Annotated in this window: 18 protein-coding genes; 7 read left to right on the top strand and 11 right to left on the bottom strand. The window is 59.2% G+C overall.

From position 1 onward, the window contains the following. Positions 1-72: 72 nt before the first annotated feature. From arcC to AC07R0_RS17740, 6 genes are all read right to left on the bottom strand, one after another. Positions 73-1,020 carry a carbamate kinase gene (gene arcC / locus AC07R0_RS17765; RefSeq protein ID WP_495105818.1) on the bottom strand — a complete coding sequence of 316 codons (948 nt, stop codon included), beginning with the start codon at positions 1,018-1,020 and terminating at the stop codon, positions 73-75. Further along, positions 1,017-2,015: an ornithine carbamoyltransferase gene (gene argF, locus AC07R0_RS17760; RefSeq protein WP_495105817.1), complete on the bottom strand. Its 999-nt coding sequence runs from the start codon at positions 2,013-2,015 to the stop codon at positions 1,017-1,019. The genes arcC and argF overlap by 4 nt, the downstream gene beginning before the upstream one ends. Before the next feature lie 14 nt (positions 2,016-2,029). Then, entirely contained in the window at positions 2,030-3,247 is a 1,218-nt protein-coding gene (locus AC07R0_RS17755; protein WP_495105953.1) for an arginine deiminase, read from the bottom strand. A 25-nt stretch (positions 3,248-3,272) separates the two neighbouring features. Continuing rightward, entirely contained in the window at positions 3,273-4,718 is a 1,446-nt protein-coding gene (gene arcD, locus AC07R0_RS17750; RefSeq protein WP_495105816.1) for an arginine-ornithine antiporter, read from the bottom strand. A gap of 266 nt (positions 4,719-4,984) precedes the next feature. Continuing rightward, positions 4,985-5,323: a chaperone modulator CbpM gene (locus AC07R0_RS17745; protein ID WP_495075021.1), complete on the bottom strand. Its 339-nt coding sequence runs from the start codon at positions 5,321-5,323 to the stop codon at positions 4,985-4,987. Then, on the bottom strand, positions 5,304-6,233 hold the full coding sequence (locus AC07R0_RS17740; RefSeq protein ID WP_495105815.1) for a DnaJ C-terminal domain-containing protein: 930 nt from the start codon (positions 6,231-6,233) through the stop codon (positions 5,304-5,306). The genes AC07R0_RS17745 and AC07R0_RS17740 overlap by 20 nt, the downstream gene beginning before the upstream one ends. Positions 6,234-6,807: 574 nt before the next feature. Here AC07R0_RS17740 and AC07R0_RS17735 point away from each other — a divergent pair. The 3 genes from AC07R0_RS17735 to AC07R0_RS17725 all read left to right on the top strand — a co-directional run bounded on the left by AC07R0_RS17735 (position 6,808) and on the right by AC07R0_RS17725 (position 9,119). Then, the gene (locus tag AC07R0_RS17735) at positions 6,808-7,233 is read left to right on the top strand and encodes a DUF2513 domain-containing protein (RefSeq protein WP_495105814.1); all 426 of its coding nucleotides are present in this window, start codon (positions 6,808-6,810) and stop codon (positions 7,231-7,233) included. A 741-nt stretch (positions 7,234-7,974) separates the two neighbouring features. Further along, positions 7,975-8,559: a recombinase family protein gene (locus AC07R0_RS17730; protein ID WP_495105813.1), complete on the top strand. Its 585-nt coding sequence runs from the start codon at positions 7,975-7,977 to the stop codon at positions 8,557-8,559. Between the two features lie 236 nt (positions 8,560-8,795). After that, positions 8,796-9,119 carry a hypothetical protein gene (locus AC07R0_RS17725; protein WP_495105812.1) on the top strand — a complete coding sequence of 108 codons (324 nt, stop codon included), beginning with the start codon at positions 8,796-8,798 and terminating at the stop codon, positions 9,117-9,119. Positions 9,120-10,315: 1,196 nt separating this feature from the next. Here the strand turns inward: AC07R0_RS17725 and AC07R0_RS17720 are convergent. The 3 genes from AC07R0_RS17720 to AC07R0_RS17710 all read right to left on the bottom strand — a co-directional run bounded on the left by AC07R0_RS17720 (position 10,316) and on the right by AC07R0_RS17710 (position 14,130). After that, positions 10,316-10,696 carry a hypothetical protein gene (locus tag AC07R0_RS17720; protein ID WP_495105811.1) on the bottom strand — a complete coding sequence of 127 codons (381 nt, stop codon included), beginning with the start codon at positions 10,694-10,696 and terminating at the stop codon, positions 10,316-10,318. A gap of 101 nt (positions 10,697-10,797) precedes the next feature. Next, entirely contained in the window at positions 10,798-12,615 is a 1,818-nt protein-coding gene (locus AC07R0_RS17715) for a DUF6538 domain-containing protein (RefSeq protein WP_495105810.1), read from the bottom strand. A gap of 414 nt (positions 12,616-13,029) precedes the next feature. Then, positions 13,030-14,130: a hypothetical protein gene (locus AC07R0_RS17710; protein ID WP_495105809.1), complete on the bottom strand. Its 1,101-nt coding sequence runs from the start codon at positions 14,128-14,130 to the stop codon at positions 13,030-13,032. Positions 14,131-14,599: 469 nt separating this feature from the next. Between AC07R0_RS17710 and AC07R0_RS17705 the strand changes: the two genes are divergently transcribed. Further along, positions 14,600-14,929, top strand: a complete 330-nt coding sequence (locus AC07R0_RS17705) for a hypothetical protein (protein WP_495105808.1) — start codon at positions 14,600-14,602, stop codon at positions 14,927-14,929. 71 nt (positions 14,930-15,000) lie between these two features. On the opposite strand, the gene AC07R0_RS17700 is transcribed toward AC07R0_RS17705, so the two are convergent. After that, entirely contained in the window at positions 15,001-15,597 is a 597-nt protein-coding gene (locus tag AC07R0_RS17700) for a recombinase family protein (protein ID WP_495105807.1), read from the bottom strand. A 677-nt stretch (positions 15,598-16,274) separates the two neighbouring features. Between AC07R0_RS17700 and AC07R0_RS17695 the strand changes: the two genes are divergently transcribed. After that, complete coding sequence (locus tag AC07R0_RS17695) at positions 16,275-16,622, top strand: hypothetical protein (RefSeq protein WP_495105806.1); 348 nt, start codon at positions 16,275-16,277, stop codon at positions 16,620-16,622. Continuing rightward, entirely contained in the window at positions 16,622-16,861 is a 240-nt protein-coding gene (locus AC07R0_RS17690) for a hypothetical protein (protein ID WP_495105805.1), read from the top strand. Before AC07R0_RS17695 ends, AC07R0_RS17690 begins: the two co-directional genes overlap by 1 nt. A gap of 1,381 nt (positions 16,862-18,242) precedes the next feature. Here AC07R0_RS17690 and AC07R0_RS17685 read toward each other — a convergent pair. Then, positions 18,243-18,695, bottom strand: a complete 453-nt coding sequence (locus AC07R0_RS17685; protein ID WP_495105804.1) for a hypothetical protein — start codon at positions 18,693-18,695, stop codon at positions 18,243-18,245. Between the two features lie 312 nt (positions 18,696-19,007). Here AC07R0_RS17685 and AC07R0_RS17680 point away from each other — a divergent pair, with 312 nt between their 5' ends. Then, positions 19,008-19,580 (top strand): hypothetical protein, encoded by a 573-nt coding sequence (locus tag AC07R0_RS17680; protein WP_495105803.1) that lies wholly within the window; start codon positions 19,008-19,010, stop codon positions 19,578-19,580. The last annotated feature ends 339 nt before the right edge of the window (positions 19,581-19,919 follow it).

The raw sequence follows: 19,919 nt of genomic DNA, 5'->3' as shown, positions 1-19,919 counted from the left end.
GCCCGTGTTTACTATGGTTTTTATAGCTGCTAGCGCAGGTAGAGATTGCGCTAGAGGTCTTTTCTTTATAAATCATCGTGCGACGGGTCTACCTATGGGATCAGGGCGGACCTGGGTGCCAGCGGTGCCGGCCAGCAGGGCTTCGATGTCGTCCAGCGACCCGATGACGGCGCGGCGGCCGGTAGCGATGACGAAGGCGCAGGCGGCAGCGACCTTGGGCCCCATTGAGCCGGCAGGCCAGCTGTGTTGCCTCAGCTCTTTGGGCGTGACTTTGCCCAGGGCACGCTGGCCGGGCTGGCCCCAGTCCAGGTAGATGGCGGCCACATCGGTGGCGATCACCAGGCAGTCGGCCTGGAGCTCGCGTGCCAGCAGGCTGCTGCACAAATCCTTGTCGATGACCGCCTCCACGCCCTGCAGGCTGTGGCCGTCGGCGCCCCTGGCGACGGGAATGCCGCCGCCCCCGGCTGCAATCACCAGCGCGTCGTGCTCCAGCAGCCAGCGGATGGCATCCAGGCCCAGCACGCGCAGCGGCTGGGGTGAGGCGACCACGCGCCGCATGCTGTCGCCGTCAGCGGCCATCTTCCAGCCCTTGTCGGCTGCCAGCTGCGCCGCCTGGCTGGCGGTGTATATCGGACCTATGGGTTTGCTGGGGTGGGCAAAGGCCGGGTCCAACGGATCGACCTCCACCCGTGTCAGCAGCGTGGTGATGGTCCGCGTAGCGGGCAGCAGGTTGGCGAGCTCCTGCTCCAGCAGGTAGCCAATCATGCCCTCGGTCTCGGCCCCCAGCACGTCCAGCGGGTAGCCGTCCACGGCGCTGTCCACCGCGTTATAGGCGGCGGACTGCAGCGCCAGCAAACCCACTTGCGGCCCGTTGCCATGGGTCAGCACCAGTGCGTGGGCGCTGGCGATACGGGCCAGCTGGGTGGCGGCGCGGCGGATATTGGCCAACTGGTTGTCGGCGCTCAGCGCCTGGCCGCGCCGCAGCAGCGCATTACCGCCCAAAGCGACGACGAGCTTCATGCCAGCGTGGCCACGAGCACTGCCTTGATGGTGTGCAAGCGGTTCTCGGCCTGGCTGAAGACTATGGACGCATCGGATTCGAAGACCTCATCAGTCACCTCGATCTCGCTCAGTCCATAGCGCTCGTGGACCTGGCGGCCCACCTCGGTGTCCAGGTTGTGGAAGGCGGGCAGACAGTGCATGAAGCGCGAGCGCGGTTTGTGGGTGGCCTGCATCAGCGTGGCGTTGACCTGGTAGGGCAGGAGTTGGTCGATGCGCTTCTTCCACACCTCGTCTGGTTCGCCCATGGAAACCCAGACATCGGTGTAGACAAAGTCGGCCAGCGCCACGGCTTTGAGCGGGTCGGTCTCCAGGGTGATGCGGGCGCCGGTGCTGAGGGCCAGTTCACGCATCTGCGCCACCAGTGCTGCCGGTGGCTGCAGCTCCGGGGGAGCGGCGATGCGCACGTCCATGCCCATCTGCGTGCCGCCAATCAGCAGCGAGCAGCCCATGTTGAAGCGTGCGTCGCCCAGGTAGCAGAACGACAGCTCGTGCAGCGGCTTTTCGCCAAACTCCTGCATGGTCAGCAGATCGGCCAGTACCTGGGTGGGGTGGGCTTCATCGGTCAAGCCATTCCACACCGGCACGTGGGAAAAGCGCGCCAGGTCTTCCACCACGCTTTGGTGAAAGCCGCGGTACTCGATGCCGTCGTACATGCGGCCCAGCACCCGGGCCGTGTCCTTCAGCGATTCCTTGTGGCCCATTTGCGAGCCCACCGAATCGATGTAGGTCACATGGCCGCCCTGGTCGTGCACGGCTACCTCGAAGGCGCAGCGGGTGCGGGTGGAGGCTTTTTCAAAGATCAGCGCGATGTTCTTGCCCTGCAGCCTAGGGTGTTCTGTGCCGGCTGTCTTGGCACGTTTCAGGTCGGCGGCCAGGTCCAGCAGATAGCGGATGTCGTCGGGGCTGAAGTCTTGCAGCGTCAGCAGGCTGCGGTTGCGGAGGTTGAAGGCCATGGGGGTTTCTCTGGTTAGATGGGGTCGCGTTCGATGGGGCAGGACATGCAGTGGCTGCCGCCGCGCCCGCGCCCCAGCTCGCCGCTGGGCACGGTGATGACCTCCACCCCGGCCTTGCGCAGCAAGGTGTTGGTGTAGGTGTTGCGGTTGTAGGCCATGACCACGCCGGGGGCCAGAGCCAGCAGGTTGTTGCCGTCGTCCCACTGCTCGCGTTCGGCCTCGTAGCTGTCGCCGCCGGTGGCCACGCTGCGCAGCCGGGGCAGGCCGATGGCAGTGGCGACCACATCCAGGAAGGGCTGCGTCTCGGTGCGTACATCTAGCGTGCCTTCGGTTTTGCCGGGGCGTAGGCTGTGCACGCGGATGGCGTCCACCACGTCGGGGAACACCGTCACTAGGTCTACATCGCAAAAGCTGAACACGGTATCCAGATGCATGGCGCCGCGTGACTTGGGCAACTGCGCGGCCAGCACATGGATGGCCGCACCCTGGGCGAACAGGCGCCGGGCCAGCTGGCTCACACCCTGCGGCGAGCTGCGTTCGCCCATGCCGACCAGCACCACGCCGTGGCCCATCGGCATCACATCCCCGCCTTCCAGCGAGGCCAGGCCGTGGTCGGTGTCCGGGTCGCCCCACCACTCGGTGACCTTGCCCGCAAACACGGGGTGGAAGCGGTACACCGCCGCCATCAGCAGCGTCTCCTGGCGGCGGGCCGGCCAGTACATGGGGCTGAGCACCACGCCGGAGCCTATCCAGCAGCTGTTGTCGCGGGTGAACAAGGTGTTGGGCAGCGGTGGCAGCAGCAGGTCGGCGGGGCTGGCGCAGCGGGCCAGCAGGCCGTCCATCTCAAACGGCAGCTCGGCCCGGGCTACACCGCCGATCAGGTGTTGGGCCAGCAGCGCGGGTGGCAATGTCTCCAGCCAGGGGCGCAGCTGCGCGGCAGTTTCTGCGTCTACGAAGTTGGGGCTGAGCTTGCGGTCCAGCAGCCAGGTGCGTGCAGTGGGGATGGCAACTGTATCGGCCAGCAGGTCGTGCAGTTCCAGCACTTCCACGTCGCGCTCGGCCATGGCCGAGGTGAAGGCGTCATGGTCGTTACGGGCCTGCGCCACCCACAGCACATCGTCAAACAGCAGCTCGTGGCAGTTGGCGGGGGTCAGGCGCTTTTGTGCCAGGCCGGGGCGGCAGACCAGCACTTTGCGCAGGCGGCCAACTTCGGAGTACAGGCCTTTGAGCAGGGTTGTCATGGTGATGCGTCCGGTTCTATAAGCTGAGTTGGCCCACGCTGAGCAAGTAGGCTGCGACCAGGGCCAGCGCCACCAGCAGCGCCAGTACCAGCCATTCCCAGGGGGTGAAGGCTTTTTCAGCGCGCTGGCGTTTGGCCACGATGTACAGCAGCGCACCGGGGGTGTAGAGCAGGGCGCTGAGCAGCAAGTACTTCAGCCCAGCGGCATACAGCAGCCAGCCGCAATACACCGTGGCTAGAGCGGCGATAGCGATGTCACTGCGGTGCTGTGCAGCCCGTGGACCTTCGCCGCGCCAGCTCAGCACCAGGCCGTAGACGGCGCTGAACAGATAGGGCACCAAAATCATTGCCGTGGACAGCGAGATCAGCGCCAGGTAGGACGCCTTCCAGAACAGCGTGACCAGCAAAAACACCTGCACCATGCCGTTGGTCAGCCACAGCGCGTTGGCGGGTACGCCTTTAGGGTTCTGCTTTGCCAGCCAGGACGGCATGACACCGCCGCCGGCCGGGGTGAACAGCGACTCCGCCGCCAGCAGCGTCCAGGCCAGGAAGCCACCGCCTACGGACACGATCAAGCCCAGCGTGATAGCTACCGCGCCCCAGGTACCCACCGCCTTCTCCAGCACACCGGCCATGGACGGGTTCTTCAGCCCGGCCAATTCAGGCTGGGTGGTGATGCCCAGCGACAGCAGCGATACCGCCATCAGCAGCAATAAACACAGCAGAAAGCCGATGACGGTGGCACGGCCCACGTCCTTGCGCTCGCGGGCTCGGGCCGAATAGACGCTGGCGCCCTCGATGCCGATGAACACCCATACGGTGACCAGCATGGTGCTTTTGACCTGGTCCAGCACCGAGCCCAGCTTGGCATCGCCCCAGAAATCCAGCCGGAAGGTATCCACCTGAAAGGCCATGGCCACCAGCACGATGAACAGCAGCAGCGGCACCACCTTGGCCAACGTGACCACCGCATTCAGCACTGCCGCACCCTGTATGCCGCGCAGCACCAGCGCATGGATCACCCACAGTGCGACCGACGCGCCCAGCACGGCCGCAGGTGTGTTGCCCTCGCCCAGCACCGGGAAGAAATAGCCCAGCGCACCAAAGGCCGCCACCAGGTAGCCCACGTTGCCGATCCAGGCGCTGATCCAGTAGCCCCAGGCCGAATTGAAGCCCACGTAGTCGCCCGACAAGGCCTGGGCGTAGGCGTAGACGCCGTTGTCCAGCTCAGGCTTGCGCAGCGACAGCATTTGGTACACGCGGGCCAGGGTCAACATGCCCACACCGGTGATGATCCAGCCCAGCAGGATGGCGCCTGCACCGGCGCCCGCCGCCATGTTCTGCGGCAACCCGAAGATGCCACTGCCAATGATGGAGCCCACCACCAGCGCCACCAGCAGGCCGAGGCCCAAGGTGCCTGGCGCGCGCGCCTGTACAAGCGGGCTTGGTGTTGCAACGTTCATGGTGTTATCTCTTGCATGGATGGGAGGATCGGGCCTGGTTCGGCGCTTGCACTAATGTTGTACAGACCGGTATCGGGTCGGCTGATCTATGTCAATGTTTCGCGCGGGTACTGCAAGTTAGACCGCTTATGCAAGCTGGGTTACGGGCTTGAAATGCCAGCGTGCAAGAGCAGCTTCCCGATCAGGGTGTTGCAAGCCATTGAGGCCTCTAGCGCTTATTCTGTCTGCGTGGGTAGCTATCTTTATTGATACTGCACGACGCCGCACTAAGCAAGGGCGTGGGACGGCAATTGGGCCTGCAGCGACCGCACTTGGCGCTCCAGTGCCTCGATGCGGTTGAGGTGACCGAGCAGCAAGGCCACGCTGAACAGGTCCAGGTCAAAGTCCTTGCGCAATTTGGCCGCAGTGCGTAGCGGGGCCACCCATTCGGCGCTGAAGGCGGACTCTTGCGGGGCGGCTTGTAGGGGGGCTAGCGGCACCAGGGCGCTGTAGTCGATCAGCTCTTCCAGGTCGGCGGTGCCCATTCCGCAGCAGCGGGATAGTTCGGCCAGGGTCATGGTCTCGCTGGCATCCAGCCAGACCCATTCAACGAGGGTGAGGTTCATGGTGCGACTCCTTGGGTGGCGTTTGGCGTGGATTGAAATGGGAGATGCGCGACAGCTCTACGTAAAGCTCGCGTTCCTGGTCCGACAGCGTGGTGGGTACATCAATATGGACAAGTGCATAGAGGTCGCCGAACCCGCTTTTCCCTTGGGCCAGGCCCCGGCCTCGCAAGCGCAACTTGCGGCCTGAGCGGGTGCCTTGCGGCACGGTCAGCAACACCGGGCCGTCCAGCGTGGGCACCTCGATTTCCGCGCCCAAGGTCGCTTCCCACGGAGTCAGCGTCAGGTCAAAGTACAGGTCGTGGTGGTCCGGGCGGAACAAGGGATGGGGCGCCAGCGTGATGTGCAGGTAGATGTCGCCATCGGCCCCACCGTTGCGCCCCTTGCCGCCTTTGCCGCGCAGCCTGAGCTTTTGGCCCTCGCGTGTGCCGGGTGGGATGCTGACCTCCAATGTGCGCGTGCCACCGGTATCAGCCAGGTTCAGGTTGAGTGTGCAGCCCCGGTGTGCGTCCTCCAGGCTGATCTGTACCGTGTTTTCATAGTCATGGCCGGGTGTGGACACAGGCGCGCGGGCCGATCCTCGGCGGCCATGGCCCATGGCCGCCAGCAGGTCGGCCAGGTCCATGTCGTCAAACGATGCAGCATCTGCCGCATGTTCGTGCCGCCATTGGGGTGGTGGTGCAAATTCTTCTCCAGCCCGTGGCTGGCCTAGCGCATCGTAGGCGGCCCGCTTCTCGGGGTCCTTGAGGGTGGCGTAGGCCTCAGCGGCATCCTTGAAGCGGGCTTCGGCATCGCTTGCCTTGGAGACGTCGGGGTGGGTCTGGCGCGCCAGTTTGCGATAGGCCTTTTTGATCTGGTCCAGGCTGGCATCGCGCGGTAAGCCCAGCGTGGCGTAGTAGTCTTTGTATTGCATAGCGGGTGGCCTTACGTAAAAGACGCATTCATGGGCCGGGTGTTCTGCACCCATGTGCCCGAACCTTAGGTTGCCGCGTTGCTGGCCGGCTTGTGCACGGCGAATGTATGGCCGCAGAAACCCATTCCCATGGTGTCCGCATCTGTGCCGGGCAGGCTGATCTATGTCAAGGTTTTGCTTGGAACTTGCAGCTGCGGAAGTTCAGCCGCTATCTCTGCAGCCGGGCAGTGCAGAGTCAATGATTGACAGCAGATGGCACAACAAGCTGTGCCTGCGCCACTATGGTGGTGGGCGCAAGGTACTGCGCATAGAGCATTTGTCTACACACTGCACATCCACAGCAAGGGGGCAGGGAAGTCCAACAGAAAAAGGGTTGCGACCTGTCCGGGTGTCCCGTTTTGATGGTCGGGGTGAGAGGATTCGAACCTTCAATCCTAGCCTGAAAACGCCTGTAAGCCGTTGATTTTGCTAGGACGCTCCGCCATGTGTCAGTGCATTTTGGTGCGTCTAATTGACACACTGGTTTCTAGTATATCGTCACGTTACTTCGTGTCACCTGTTTATGAGGACGTGTATGAAACGTGATTGGGACTTGATCCGAGCGCAGCTTACGGCCATTGAGGAAGACAAGGATTTCAAGGCGACAGTATTTGCAGACATTCCGCCCGAGCCTAAATGGACTACGCAAACTGAGGCTGTTTTTACGGCGGAACATGCGGAGTACAAAAAGATTGAGGCGCGAATCTTTGGGCACCTAGAGTTGCTTGTGAACAATGGGTATGTGGAGGGCGTAATCCTGAGCCGCTACTTAAGCGGGGACTACGGCTACGCTGCAAGCGACCCGCGTTTGACCATGGCCGGACATGACTTACTCGATACGATCCGCTCTGACACGCTTTGGTCTTCAATCAAGACAACGGCAAAAACAAAAGGTATTGAGCTTACGTTTGATTCAGTTAAGGCGCTGGCCGCATTCACCCTCAAGTCCATGCTGGGTTAAAGGCGGATTTACAAAAAAGCAGGTGCGCACAAGTACACGCGGTCTTCACCAAAGTTACTCAGGCTGGGCCGTTTGGCCTGAGGTAGGCGTCCCGGCCCATCTCGACAAACCCCTCGTGGGCAAAGCGAGGGCATGCATTGACCGATAGGGCTGCTGAGAGGCCGAAGCCTTTAACGAACATTGTCAGAGCCACGCAATGACCAGGGCAGGCCAAACGAGCAACCCGACTATAAAGAGCATGGACAGGAACAATGAGGCGTACCAGCGGATTGCCCCACGCAGATATGGTGGCAGTTTGCGGAACGCCTCACTAGTAAGCATATTGCCACGCTCAGGGTGGAACCATGTGCAGGCGCATAGCAGTCCCCACGGAACGACGACGAGCGGGCCGAAGAACGGAGCGACGAAAGACGCGAGTGAGGGCCGTAGCACGAGCAGCGTAACCCCAAGTGTGATGCTGAGGAGGGATGCTGCAAGGAACCACCAGCGGTACGCAAACAGGCGGGACGCCAGCGTAGATGCCATCAAGGGACTCATGGCTCTCCCCCTGCATTGTCGGTGTGCATTTTCGTCGGCCTCTGCTTACCTCCCATGTTCTTCCCTCCGTTTACTCGCATGCTACATGCCCCTGACCGAAAACGACCGTTTATGCACAGGGTTCGATAGGGTGTTCAAAATATAGCTTGACCGGATTTTGAACAGGCCACACAATACGGACACCCTTTATGAACAGGAGCCCGTATGTCTCGCGTCTTTGCTTACTGCCGTGTCTCTACTGCAGGCCAGACCACAGAAAACCAAGTCCAGGAGATCGCCGCCGCAGGCTTCACCATCACGGCCCCCAGGACCATCACTGAGACCGTATCGGGTAGCGTGATGGCCTCAGAGCGTCCTGGGTTCACTAGGCTTATGGACAAGCTGGAGGCCGGTGATGTGCTCGTGGTTACCAAGCTGGACCGCCTGGGTCGCAACGCGATAGACGTTAGGCAGACCGTGGAGACCCTGGCGACACAGGGCGTCCGGGTGCACTGCTTGGCCCTCGGGGGCGTCGATCTGACCAGCCCAGCGGGCAAGATGACCATGCAGGTCATTGCAGCGGTTGCAGAGTTTGAACGGGACCTGTTAGTAGAGCGTACCCAGGCGGGCCTACAGCGGGCTCAGGCTGAGGGGAAGACCCTGGGACGCCCAGTGAGCCTAAAGGCCTCTCAGAAAGCGGAGGTCTCCCAGCGGCTCCAGGCGGGCGAATCGGTCGCCTCTATCGCCAGGGCCATGCAGACCAGCCGCCAGACCATCATGCGCCAGCGTGACGCCTTGGGGGTCGCATGAGCCGTGGACGCCCTCAAATCTGAGGGGGTCTCCAAATTTGGAGCCACCCTGGCGGTCGCATGATTGCCTGACCCCTCCCCGGCCCCCTTGGTTTCTCTGCAGTCCATAGGTACCCCGGGGTCTACGGGGGAATCTGCGGCATGCGGGCGGAAACACCATAGGCTGCGAATTTTTGGCATTGGAATTTAAGCCGCCCTGGCTATGATTCAGACGCCCAGAACAAACTCCACGCACCCATGGCCCTCAAGCGTCTCCTATTGATCCCCTGCGCCGTCCTGAGCCTCTCCGCGTATACCGAAGAGCCCATGGTCCTTGGGCGCACATATCTGACCTGCATGCAGGACTCAGCAAAGAAGTTCAATGTAGGAGGAGCCAGTATGGAACTCTCGCTGGACACAGCGGCTATAAAGTGCGAACCGCACCTGGACGAGTTCCGCACGTATTACAAGGAGAACCAAGGGGCCACCAGGGCCTCTATGACGGCCCTAGACGCCACGCTGTCAGCAGTTAAAGGGGTAGGCCGCGTGAAGGCCCTTGAGACCCTGACAGACAAGCGCTAGCCCATGGGTATGCTCAAAACTGAGCAGACGGCACCTTGGCGGGTTCTGGGTTAATTACTGGAATCTCAGTAGTTGCTGGGTCTCTGTACTGGCCTCAAAACTGAGGCAAGCACCGATTGATGCGCAGCTGCGCGGATAGCCGGAATCCCGGCTTTCTCCTCGTACTACTTCTTCAACTCGTAGCGCATGTCATTGCCCGGCTCAAAACTGAGCGCAGCTGACCCAATGCGCCGAAGGAGAACCCCGGGACACACCGTGAGACCTGGAGTCCTGGGCGGCATCTCTGTGTCTACCAAGAGCCGCTTGGTGTCCGCTGGGGCGGTAGACCAATACCCAGACCAAATGACCTTGGATACCCTGGGGGCTCGGTGACTGCCAGGGGCTTAGGGTTCACTTGTCGTCACCGAGTTACCCAGGGTGATCCATGGGATAGACCAGGATTGGATATTCATGGTCGATAACGAAGGTTAGCCAAGGGGCCTTGACCTACTCAGTGAGGACCCAGGGTGACCCAGTGATACCTGTAGTCTTTCTATAAGTATTCCTATAAGTAGTACACATAAGGACACTTAGTGAATACTAAGAGACCACTTAGTGACACTAAGTGAATACTTATAGATATACATAGGGACCTGAGTTATCTTCTGACTGTCATGCCGTTCAGTACATCCGTTGACCGGCTTTAAGCTGCTGCCCGCGCCTACCAAGGATGGGGATTGTTGTCCCATTTGCACAGGAAGGCCCGCAGGATCCCCTGAGAGGCTGCAAAAGGCATGCGGGTATATCTTGGTAGCCATCATGTCATAAAGCGCCCTATGGGTCGTTTAAATTGATTCATGCCGTTTCCTGCCCTGCGGACTCTTGATTGATACCGCCTACTCAGTTTTCAGTGGATGGTAGACAGCCCAAATTTGGACCGTCCTCATTCATCCCAATCAGGCATGCAGCCCCGCAGGAGTCACCAGGAGGCCGCAGGAGGCCTTAAGGGATCCAGGGAATGCCGCGATGGCCACAAGGCCACAAAACGCCCTATAGACCGTTTAAATCGATCCCTACCACTTGCCATCCCGCAGGCGCTTGATGAACGCATAGACGGCCCAGCCGATCACAGCGAGTCCTAGGATGGTTCCAACATTGATGTGCATGGCTTGCTCTCCTGCTCTGGGATGGTTGTTTAGTCTAGCGGGCTGGTGTCGTCATTGCACCCATGCGCCAGCGCACATGACGCGGTACGCCTCCTGAGCCTCCTTTAGCGCCTTGGGTAGCACCTGCTTATAGTCCAGGCTCCCAGCCGCAGAGCCCACGCAAGATCCATCCGCAGCCATCACGATATGTCCGCCCTGCGTCCCAGCGCCCGCCAGGATGGAGACCAGCGGCCCAGGCTCACCATCGGCTCCAATGGGTAGTTCTTCGATGCACAGAGCGGCCCATTGGTCTCCGGTGTCCGTGTCGCCATACTCAGCAACCACAGGAGCGCCAAGGCGTCTAGTCAGGCCCTGGGCTAGGGTCTCGATATGGTGCATCTGCAGGGTGGTAAACGCGGTCAGGGTTGTCGCCAAGTGTTGCGCTGTGAACATGGTCAATCTTTCTGCAATAGGAATGCGGCGGCTTAGACAAGCCCGGAAGCCGCCACACCGGGGCAGGACGGCACTGCGCCACCCTGCGGAATCGGAGGCTGCTAGGCGGTCGTAGTGGTGGCCTGGGAGGCCTGGGGTGTCTTGGTGCTTGGTGGCGTCCAGGCCGGGGCCACGAATACGCGGGGCAGGTTTAGACCTGGATAGCTCAGGCGACCCAGGGCGTCACGCTTGGTCGCTAGGTCGATATGCGTGTAGACCTTGCGCCCTGTACTCCCGCCGCTGGCGTGGCCTATTAGCGCATCTATGGTGGGCTCTGTGATGTGCTGGCTTGCCAGGGCGGAGCGCACGTTATGGCGCAGGCTGTGAAAGTCTGGATAACGGTCTGTGATGCCTTGGGCTTTTCGGTAGTCCCCAAACCATTGGGATAGGTTGTCTCCCGCTGGCCTTGTGGCTGATGCGGCCAGGGCTGGAAACAATTTCACAGCGCCCAGCTGCTCTAGTGCAGTGCAGTAGTCCAGGAAGCCCAGGCGCACAAGCTCAGGATGGACGGGGATAAGCCGTTCGCTATTGGTCGTCTTGAGCCTGCTACCTGTAGCTCTGCCGTGGATGCTGAACGCTTGAATGCTATCAATGGCTTTGACGTCTGTCAGGTCAAGCTGTGCCAGTTCGCCGATACGGGCACCTGTGTACAGCCCAATTAACGGGACCCAGTACGCAGCGTCTTTCCCTGCCTTTGCAATGCTGGGCAGTTCATAGCGTTGAAAAAGTGCGGTCCCGAATAGTTGGTCCAGCTGTTCTGGAGTCCAGGGTGTCCGGTCGGTGCTGTCTTTGACCTCTATCGAGAGCCCCGCCCATGGGTTGCGGTCAATCTCGCCAGCGTCAAACGCGAAAGCAACCAGGCTCTTAACGACGTCCAGGTGGTTCTTCGCCGTCTTGTCCCCGAATGGGCGCTCGGGGCTTAATAGCCATGCGCGGAACGCGGCACCGTGGGTGCGCTCGATGGACGTTAGGGAGGGGAGGGGCTTTCCTGCCTGACTCGCTGTGAGCAAGACGAGACCGCGTTCCATCCGCTCGACCGCATTTACCTTGGCCTTTGTGGTGGCCTTCCATAGCGGCACCATATCTGCGAGCGCCTTCGGTGCCTGGGGGGCTTCGTGATTGGCTAGGGTGTCCTTGGCGGGCTCCGGCAATGCGGGGGTGTCAACGAGAACCCCGGTGTCCCTGCGTGTCACTGCGTCCCTTGCGCGGGCGTAGGCTGCTAGGCAGTCCTCCAGGGTCTGCGCCCCGTCGTCAGACTCCCATTCAATGGAGAGCCCCAGGCGCTTTGCCTGTCGATCTGCTAGGGGGAGAATAGCCTCCAGGTCTCCTGCTGCTATTGCACTGGCTGCACGTGCCGCACGCGTGGCGTTTAGACCATCCCTCATGGCTTGTATAGAAGGAGGCAAGGGGGATAAACGAGACACAGGGGCCGCCGGGACCATTGAGGCCATTACCAGGGCTACTGGATCGAAGTTATCAGGATCAAAGGCGGATACGTCAATGCTGACAACCTGGGCACCTTGGGCGGCTCTAGCCGTGTACTGCTTGTCCCTGCGCTGTTCAGCGTCCGCCTGTAGCGCTGCCGCGTAGACCGCCTGGGCGATCACTTCCCGCATGGCTGGGGTTACCTGGGTGACCTTGGAGGGCGCTAGGCCGCGCCGCTTGTCCAGGAACTCCTGTTCAAACGCTGCCTTGAGGGCCAGGGCCTTAATGCGGGCCTCGGCTTTGTCTGAGGTTCCTAGGGACGCCCGGTGTCTATAGGTCGCCAGGGTTCCCTTGGTGGTCCTGGGGTACAGGTGGCGCAGGTCCTCGGGCAGGGTAACGCGTAGCCAGTAGGTTGAGCTGCGCAGGAAGACGCCGGTTGGAAGCTTTGAAGCCATGTCCTTGGGTTCCGCTGATGGGGTTTTACTTCGCATCAACTGACACACCAAAATGACACTGTTATCGCCTGGAAACCCGCATGGATGCTGGGTTCTCTATGAGAAGTATGGTCGGGGTGAGAGGATTCGAAACCCACAAAAACCCGGCTTCCCAGAGGGGGCGCACTGTTGACCCGGCTGTTTTTACGCAGTGTGTCTACACAGTTTGGAAGACCCAATGGTAGCACTGAAGCCTGCCTTTCAATCTCACTTGGAAGCGGGCCAGAAAACCAGTTTTGGGTGTTTTAGCAGTAATCGCCTACTGGTAGGCGAGTTTGCTTGGGGCGCTGCGGAACGTTGCCCAAAGGCCTGTCTCTGGGGCGGTTCACCTATGCCGGTTGGTTTGGCGAAGTGAGAACTTCTAAAACTAGGGCGTCACTTAATCAATCCGTCCACAATGCGCTGTGTGCGGTTGAAAATGTCTTCACTTTGCTTTTCGAGGATGGAGAGGTCATCAATTAGCCCTAGTTCGGAGCGCGCAGCCGCCATAACCGCGTTTATTTTATTCATCATCGAGCCCTGCTTAACTACCAGTGTTTTCATAAACTCTTGAACTAATTGATTGAGTTTTGATTGCAATTCACGTCGCGCCAGAGATAGCTCATTGATACTGTCGCCTAATGAATCGCAATTTGCTTGCAGTCGCCGGCCTTTAAGATGGCTAGTGGAATCGTACGATGGAGGCGTATTCCTGCGGAGCTCATCAAAATCGTCCAAAATCTTTTGTGCATTATCTCTTTCTAATATTGCCTTGGATAGTTTTATTTCATTTTCCTTGATTCCGCGTTTCACATCTTGAATATTGGGTATTTCCCCCGTGAGGTCAATAAACATTTCATTTAGTGATGCATAGAATTCTCTTATTAAGTGGGCGGTTTTTACTTCGCTCAAAAGCCAAGTTTTATTAACTGATGCTGACATCTCCTGGAGGGGGCTCCCAAAATTTGGGTTTTCATTAATATCAATTTGTGTCATTGATCCCATCATTTTTTGAACTTTTGCATAGTCGTCCAGCAACTGTGCGTACAGCTCTTTACGAGCATCAAGGAGTCGATCAAGTTGCGCCTTTTTTGCTGAGTAGGCTCGTTCATCGGTCGCTTGATTAGCTGCATGTAGCCTCTCGTTCGTAGCCTCTGTTGTTGCATGAGTAAGCTGCGAAAGAACCTGCGCCGCTGCGGCCTTGATTTGTTCATCCGTATTCTCTTTGGCTGCTTTAACTTGCTTATCGGTAATACGTTGAGAGTTCCAAATGGTGAACAGAACTGCTAGCAGCGCAGCAATCGCTGGCAATACTCCCGGGCCTTCCCACCAGTCGCCCTTAGGCGTGGGAGCCAGTTGTACAGTAATTGCTGCTACTGGCTGCGGCAGCAATATTGGAGGAGCTAATGGCGGAGGGGCGGGGGCTGATACAGGGTTCAATGAAGGCTTAGCTTTTGGAGAGCTAGCAGGCTGGGACGCTGTAGTTGAAACTGTCATCCTATTATTGTGCCCGGTGGTGGTTGCGCGGCGTTGGCGCTTTTCAGGGTTCTATGGGCAAAAATTAGACCTATCTTTAAGGCTTCACCAATTTTGCTAAAAAATCCGGGGCCCCTTTGGATAAACCAAGGTCCGCGTTTCCCCCCGTGCCACCCCTCGTTTCCCCATGCGGGCAACTTTATTTTCACCATCACGATGCCCCGCGCAGGCCCTGAAAATCGTTCCACATGCGCAACCTTCCCGACTTCGCAACGATGCCTGGAGGCCCCTAAATGGCGTGCCTATTGGCTCCACGGGGCGGGGCGGGTTGGATGGTCCGAGTTCTGCAATAGTTGCGTATCTGGAATAGTTCGAAATGTGGAACTAAGCCTTATGGATACAGTGTTTGTAGCTATCTTTTTTGATGTTACAGTGCGCCGGTCGGGGGCCAATGTGGGCCTCGCAAACACTCAACAAGGGACACATAAAGATGACTGACAGCACCACAATTGAGAACCTGAACACGCCGCCCACGAATGCCTACAACACGCGGGCGAAGCGCCTACAGGGATACGCGGCCTACTACTTGGACCGGGCCATTCAGCCTGTGGTCTGGTTGCTATCCAAATTTACGAATCTGACAGGCGCGTCTATCGTGTGCTATCCGACCTACAGCCCCCGCTCTGACGCCTGGAGGGAGGTGGATTCCCGTGGCTGCAGCTACTTTCTGCACCTAGGGTATATGGAGCTGGTGGCCGATGTGATCCACAACGAGGCCGCAGCACCCGGGGAGTGCAAGACCATAGACGGCTGGCGGTAACCGCCCCAGGAGGGGCAGCGCTTGGGCCGCACGGTGGCCCGCTGGGGGCCTTCACTGGCCCCTTGGTGTTTCTAGGCAGCGGCGCAGTACCGTTTGACGGTGGCGGTGGACAGGTTCCAGTGCGCTGCAGTCTTGGCGATGCTGGCGCCGTGCTCTTGTCGCCATGCCCGCACTTGCTTCGGGTCCCCATCAAGAGGCCTCCCCAGGCTGGTTTTGCCCCGGTGTGTACGGCCAGTCTCCGCCAGAGACTTACGGGCGACATCACGACCCGTGGCTGTCCGCTCCTTGATCTTCCTCCGCTCCATGTCCGCTATCTGCGCTAGCACTGCCAGAATCAGCTCCCCGGCATCCCCTTCAAGGTGGCCCAGCCCATGCACGTGGACGCCCACACCCAGCGCCCGAAGCTTGCGCACGGTGGTTTGCACATCCAACGCATCACGGCCCAGGCGGTCAACTGCGTAGACGCAGACGGTTTTAGATGTCCCGCCCTGCTGCCCCAACTTGAGCCCCTCCAACATGGCCGCGAAGCCGGGGCGCTCTGCCGCAGGGACCGAGCCGCTCACACCTTCATCGGAAAACTCCAATGCGAAGCCCCCGCCCATGGCGCCCCGCTGGGCTTCAATGGATTGGTCGATGGTGCTAACGCGGTAATAGGCAATTCGGGTCATAGCGGATGGCTCAAATGATGATGGATTATTATGAGCCTGGATCAAATATCAAGTCAATATCTTTTGATCCATGGTTACAGACCAAATTCGGGTGGGCTCACAAGGTACAAGTTTTGAGCCAGTACCACACACCGCCCGGTAACCCTCACGCCCCCAGCAAAGCGCGCCCAGACTAATACGGAGATTCCCGTAAAAGGCGCACCCCGCACGGTGACCCTTCAGCAGGTCCTGTGGGGTGCTACCGGAGTGCCCCAGGAAGTCCCCGGCAAGGACACCGCCCCGAAGGCAGCTTTTAAGGCCATGAGGAACCTAGAGGATGCTCTTGTACTGGAGAGTCTTATTTTGGGTAAGTGGTTCATATTAATACCGAGTGGTCTAAACCCTGCCCCTCGCTAAACCAAACGTCGAGCCCGTGTGCTGATCCGGCATGCACTGACCAGCAGGACGCTATTCAAGTGATGGCGGAAGCAGGCGTGTGCATCCGGCGCTATCGCTGCGGTAGTCCTGCCCTTCCAGCGGTTGGAGTGCGTTGGAATTGCCATTTAAGTCATATGCACCAATGGCTTACATGATTTTTCGCGGCCTAAACCCCGACCCTCGCTAAACCAGACGTTCTGGGTAGCACCCGTCCGCCGCGCCTTTGCGGCACTTACCAACCACCTAGAAAGATATTGAAAATGAAAACCACTAAAGCACTGTTTGCAACCGCCACGCCATCTACCGGGGCGGTGTTGGATGCAGCAGCGGAACCGCAGGAGATGCGGAATATCCATTCGCTGATTTCGCCCGAAACCATTGCCATGCTGCTGGACTACCAAGACGAATTGGCCAAGACCGTTCGATATATGAAGGAGCACGACGGCCACCCATTGACGGGGATGCCGGAACCCGATTTTGCACTGCGCCATGCGCTGGGCGTAGCCCTCAAGGCAACCCGCGCAGCCAACAAGGTTGGACGTGGTGAATGGGCGGTCCGCAAGTTGGATGCCGCTCGCCGGGCAGCTGCAAAAGCCGGGGCACTGTGATGGACCGCACAACCAGCCCCCAAGGCCACTACCCGGAGCGCGTTGTGTTCCGCAATCTGGCCCTACCTGTGTCGGTCTTTGACCGCATTAAGGACACGCAGCGGGCCATTGAGGCCAAGCAGGGTTCCCGCCTGAGTCTCTCCGAGGTGGTCTCCCACATCGTCCGCCAATACCAACCTAATGCAGAAAGTGAAGTACGAAACCATGTCCCCGCAATCCTCATCTCCCGTAAGCCGTAAGGCCTCCGCCGTGGTCGGCTGGTTCCCCACAACGCCAGCCGCTGAGATGGCTGTTTTGGATGGAGCGAATGCCCGCCAAGTGGCCTTGCGGGTCCGTCTGCGCAACCTTTATTGGTTAAGCGAATGCAGGCCGCTAACTGGTGTGGCGGTCACTTTGCAGCGCAGAAATATGGTCAGCATTGCCCCGCAAGACTCACTTGAGGACGCCGAGGTGGAACTGTTGTTGTCTCCGCACTTTGGTTTTGAGGCTACCAAAGGTGGATGGTGTATCCCTGAACTTGATGACCACTACCGCCATGCGGTGGCCGCTGTTAGTGCTCAGCGCGCACAGAGGTCCGCAGCCGGTAAGGCCAGCGCAGAGGTCCGAAGGGGCAGAGCGAAGTTGCCCGAGGCTTCCCTAACGGAACCCCAGCCCGTGCCCGAAGTGTCCAGCAGCCTGCCAGCGGACCAAGAAGACTTCTAAAGCTTGCTGTGCAACGGCAGTTCAACGGCTGTTGATTTCCGTTCAACCACCCCGCAACGCCTGTTGATTTATGTTCAACAAGAGAAGATAAGAGAAGACTACATAACAAGACATAACAAAAGCAGACATTGCGCTACGACCTCCTGTTACAGCTGTTCTGGCAATTGTCCTGTTGTGTATGTCCTTCATCTGCATTGGGGCGGAGCCTGTCCCTAAGCCCATAGCTGCCTGTGCACACAGGTGCCCTATGGTGCCCCTTCGGGGTAGACCTTCCGCTGATTCCTGATTGTGGTCTGTCCATGGTCATCCTGCTTCCGGTGCCCTGTAAGTTGCCCTGTGCGGTCCCTGACATATCAGGAGCACCACAGCTATATACAGGTCGCCCTCAAGGTGCATTGCCACCTGTCACCACTTCAACACTTCCCCTTCCATGAGCCTATTTCTCCACACACCACCAACAGGCCGCACCGCAGCCATTGCCGCAGGCCTTACCTCCTACGACTCCCGCCGTCGCTGTCCAATCTCAGGGCATGGCACCTTGCGCAGGCCACGGGATGGCAAGTGCTGCGCATGCCTTCAACAGGCTAAGGACCTCCAAGCGGCTACAGGGGAAAAGCTGTATCAGGCGGCCCTTGTGCGGGCACGTGCGGAGGTCGTACGCGAGCAGCGCCGGGAGGCCAAGCGTGTGGCCGATGAGGTCCTAAAGGCAGAGAAGGCGGCCCTTCGGGTGCAGGTCCAGGCAGACCGCGACAAGGCCAAGCGGGCCAGACTCAAGGCAGCGCGGGCGGCTCAGAAGGCCCAGGAGGCCGCAGAGGCTGTGCCTGTGGGTAGTCCAGCAGTTGCCCCGGTAGCGCCCCCTGCGGTGGCTGCGGTGGGCTCCTTGGGTGTCCCTCCTTGGGAGGAGGGCAGCACAGCGGACTACTCAGACACGACCTGCCCTTGGGGTGACTCCCCGCCCTGGGATTGATTCCCTAACGGGGCCGCCATGGACATGGTGCGGGTGTTTAGGACGACCTCCACAGGCGGGTAATCGTCGTCCTCATGGTCAAAGCCTGTCATATCTGGCGGGGTGCGGACCAGCTGCGCAAGCCTTCGGAGTTCTTCGGCAGTCGTCGCGCATATCCACGATTGCGGGTAGCGAGTCACGCGGCTCTTGGACCCACCCCTGGCGATGTACTCCAGGCCGGTGATGTGCATGCCAACATTGATTTTCACCACACGCGCATCCACCAACTGGGGTAGTAGCTCCTTGGCGTCCGGGTCGTAGCACTCCGCATAGTGCGCCCGGTTGCTCTGGTGGCTTAGGGTGTCGGGCCGCAGGACCAACCGGCCATAAACAGGCGCACAGGCCAGCACATCGGCGGCGCTCATGCGGAGCCCTTGGGAGCGTAGGCGATATATGTATAAAAACACAGTATCAGGATTATGGCACGGCAAGCCCCTGCACGCCGCCATAAGAGCCCCCAAGGGGCCGCGCAGGGCCTTTCTGTCCAATGGTCTGCGGGCGTCTGCGTACCTGTTTTTTGTTTGGTGACCTCAAGGCCATTCAAGGCCCCAGCTGGTGCCCCTTGGAGGCACTGTAAAGTAAACCGAGGGCAGCGGCGAGAGAGCCGGGATTGTCCGGTTAACTGCAGCTAACTGCCCAGGAATTTTTTCTAAAAACTCAGAGGTAAACAGAGAATCATGGGACTTAAAGCGGACATCCAAGAAGTGACGGACACATGGAATCAATCCCCATGGCGGGTAAAAGGCTTCCTTGTGATTTCTCTGTTTCTGGCGGTGAGTTCTATAGCGTCGCTATCAGAGGCTGTCTTCAAGTGGAAGGGTTTCATTCTTGATGCACTAACATTTTATCGAACCTATATATCCAATCCACTGGGGTTGCAGTTTGCAAAGCTATTGGGGCATCCGTTGCCTACCGATTTTCTGGATAGTGCATTTTTATTGACTATGTTCTTTTCTGGAATGGTCAGAGCTATTCTTTTTAGAAAGCAAAGCAATTCCCAGAAACTGCACGACATGCTCTTTTTTCTTTTTGCCTACGGGATGATGCTGTACTTAATGTTGAACCCCTCAGTTCCCTATGTCGTCCATCAAAATGAAACCTTTTCAATATGGGCAATGTATCCAATATTTCTACTATGGTTTTACATCATGCTGAAAGGGGCGGAGAGGATATTGGCTATGTCGTATATGCTTTTTCCTCCGATGGTGGTGGGCATACTCGGTGCAATCTCTGCGGGCTTGAGCCGTTGATATCCAAGTGCCCTTAAATACTACTGTGGCTAACATGGCCCCGGCTCCCATGTGGCCTGACCCTGCGCTCCATTCGCAGGACGTGTGTGAATGCTTCGCGGATATGAAAGAAAACTGGTCTGCACTTGAAAGCCGCGTTCAGGGCCTATCGACCCCAAGCGGGGCACCTATCCGCACCTACAGAGACCACACGGGGACCCGCTGGTTCGTCCTGGTAGATGTGGGCAAGGCACTGCAGAAGCAACATGCGGCCTCCATGCGGGCGCGTATCAATGACCCTAGCGATGTGTCTTTAGTGCGCCGCTATGGCTGAATAAGGTAGGTCTGGGCATCTGAATT

The sequence above is a fragment of the Rhodoferax sp. GW821-FHT07F03 genome (assembly GCF_059418745.1).
This window is presented reverse-complemented; position numbering and strand designations above follow the sequence as displayed.

Excerpts from the sequence above, each read along its gene's own strand:
- AC07R0_RS17705 (WP_495105808.1), top strand. The coding sequence starts at position 14,600 with ATGACTGACAGCACCACAATTGAGAACCTGAACACGCCGCCCACGAAT.
- AC07R0_RS17745 (WP_495075021.1), bottom strand. The coding sequence starts at position 5,323 with ATGAACCTCACCCTCGTTGAATGGGTCTGGCTGGATGCCAGCGAGACC.
- AC07R0_RS17690 (WP_495105805.1), top strand. The coding sequence starts at position 16,622 with ATGGACCGCACAACCAGCCCCCAAGGCCACTACCCGGAGCGCGTTGTG.
- AC07R0_RS17685 (WP_495105804.1), bottom strand. The coding sequence starts at position 18,695 with ATGAGCGCCGCCGATGTGCTGGCCTGTGCGCCTGTTTATGGCCGGTTG.
- argF (WP_495105817.1), bottom strand. The coding sequence starts at position 2,015 with ATGGCCTTCAACCTCCGCAACCGCAGCCTGCTGACGCTGCAAGACTTC.
- AC07R0_RS17730 (WP_495105813.1), top strand. The coding sequence starts at position 7,975 with ATGTCTCGCGTCTTTGCTTACTGCCGTGTCTCTACTGCAGGCCAGACC.
- arcC (WP_495105818.1), bottom strand. The coding sequence starts at position 1,020 with ATGAAGCTCGTCGTCGCTTTGGGCGGTAATGCGCTGCTGCGGCGCGGC.
- arcD (WP_495105816.1), bottom strand. The coding sequence starts at position 4,718 with ATGAACGTTGCAACACCAAGCCCGCTTGTACAGGCGCGCGCGCCAGGC.
- AC07R0_RS17740 (WP_495105815.1), bottom strand. The coding sequence starts at position 6,233 with ATGCAATACAAAGACTACTACGCCACGCTGGGCTTACCGCGCGATGCC.
- AC07R0_RS17680 (WP_495105803.1), top strand. The coding sequence starts at position 19,008 with ATGGGACTTAAAGCGGACATCCAAGAAGTGACGGACACATGGAATCAA.
- AC07R0_RS17695 (WP_495105806.1), top strand. The coding sequence starts at position 16,275 with ATGAAAACCACTAAAGCACTGTTTGCAACCGCCACGCCATCTACCGGG.
- AC07R0_RS17715 (WP_495105810.1), bottom strand. The coding sequence starts at position 12,615 with ATGGCTTCAAAGCTTCCAACCGGCGTCTTCCTGCGCAGCTCAACCTAC.
- AC07R0_RS17725 (WP_495105812.1), top strand. The coding sequence starts at position 8,796 with ATGGCCCTCAAGCGTCTCCTATTGATCCCCTGCGCCGTCCTGAGCCTC.
- AC07R0_RS17700 (WP_495105807.1), bottom strand. The coding sequence starts at position 15,597 with ATGACCCGAATTGCCTATTACCGCGTTAGCACCATCGACCAATCCATT.
- AC07R0_RS17710 (WP_495105809.1), bottom strand. The coding sequence starts at position 14,130 with ATGACAGTTTCAACTACAGCGTCCCAGCCTGCTAGCTCTCCAAAAGCT.
- AC07R0_RS17720 (WP_495105811.1), bottom strand. The coding sequence starts at position 10,696 with ATGTTCACAGCGCAACACTTGGCGACAACCCTGACCGCGTTTACCACC.
- AC07R0_RS17735 (WP_495105814.1), top strand. The coding sequence starts at position 6,808 with ATGAAACGTGATTGGGACTTGATCCGAGCGCAGCTTACGGCCATTGAG.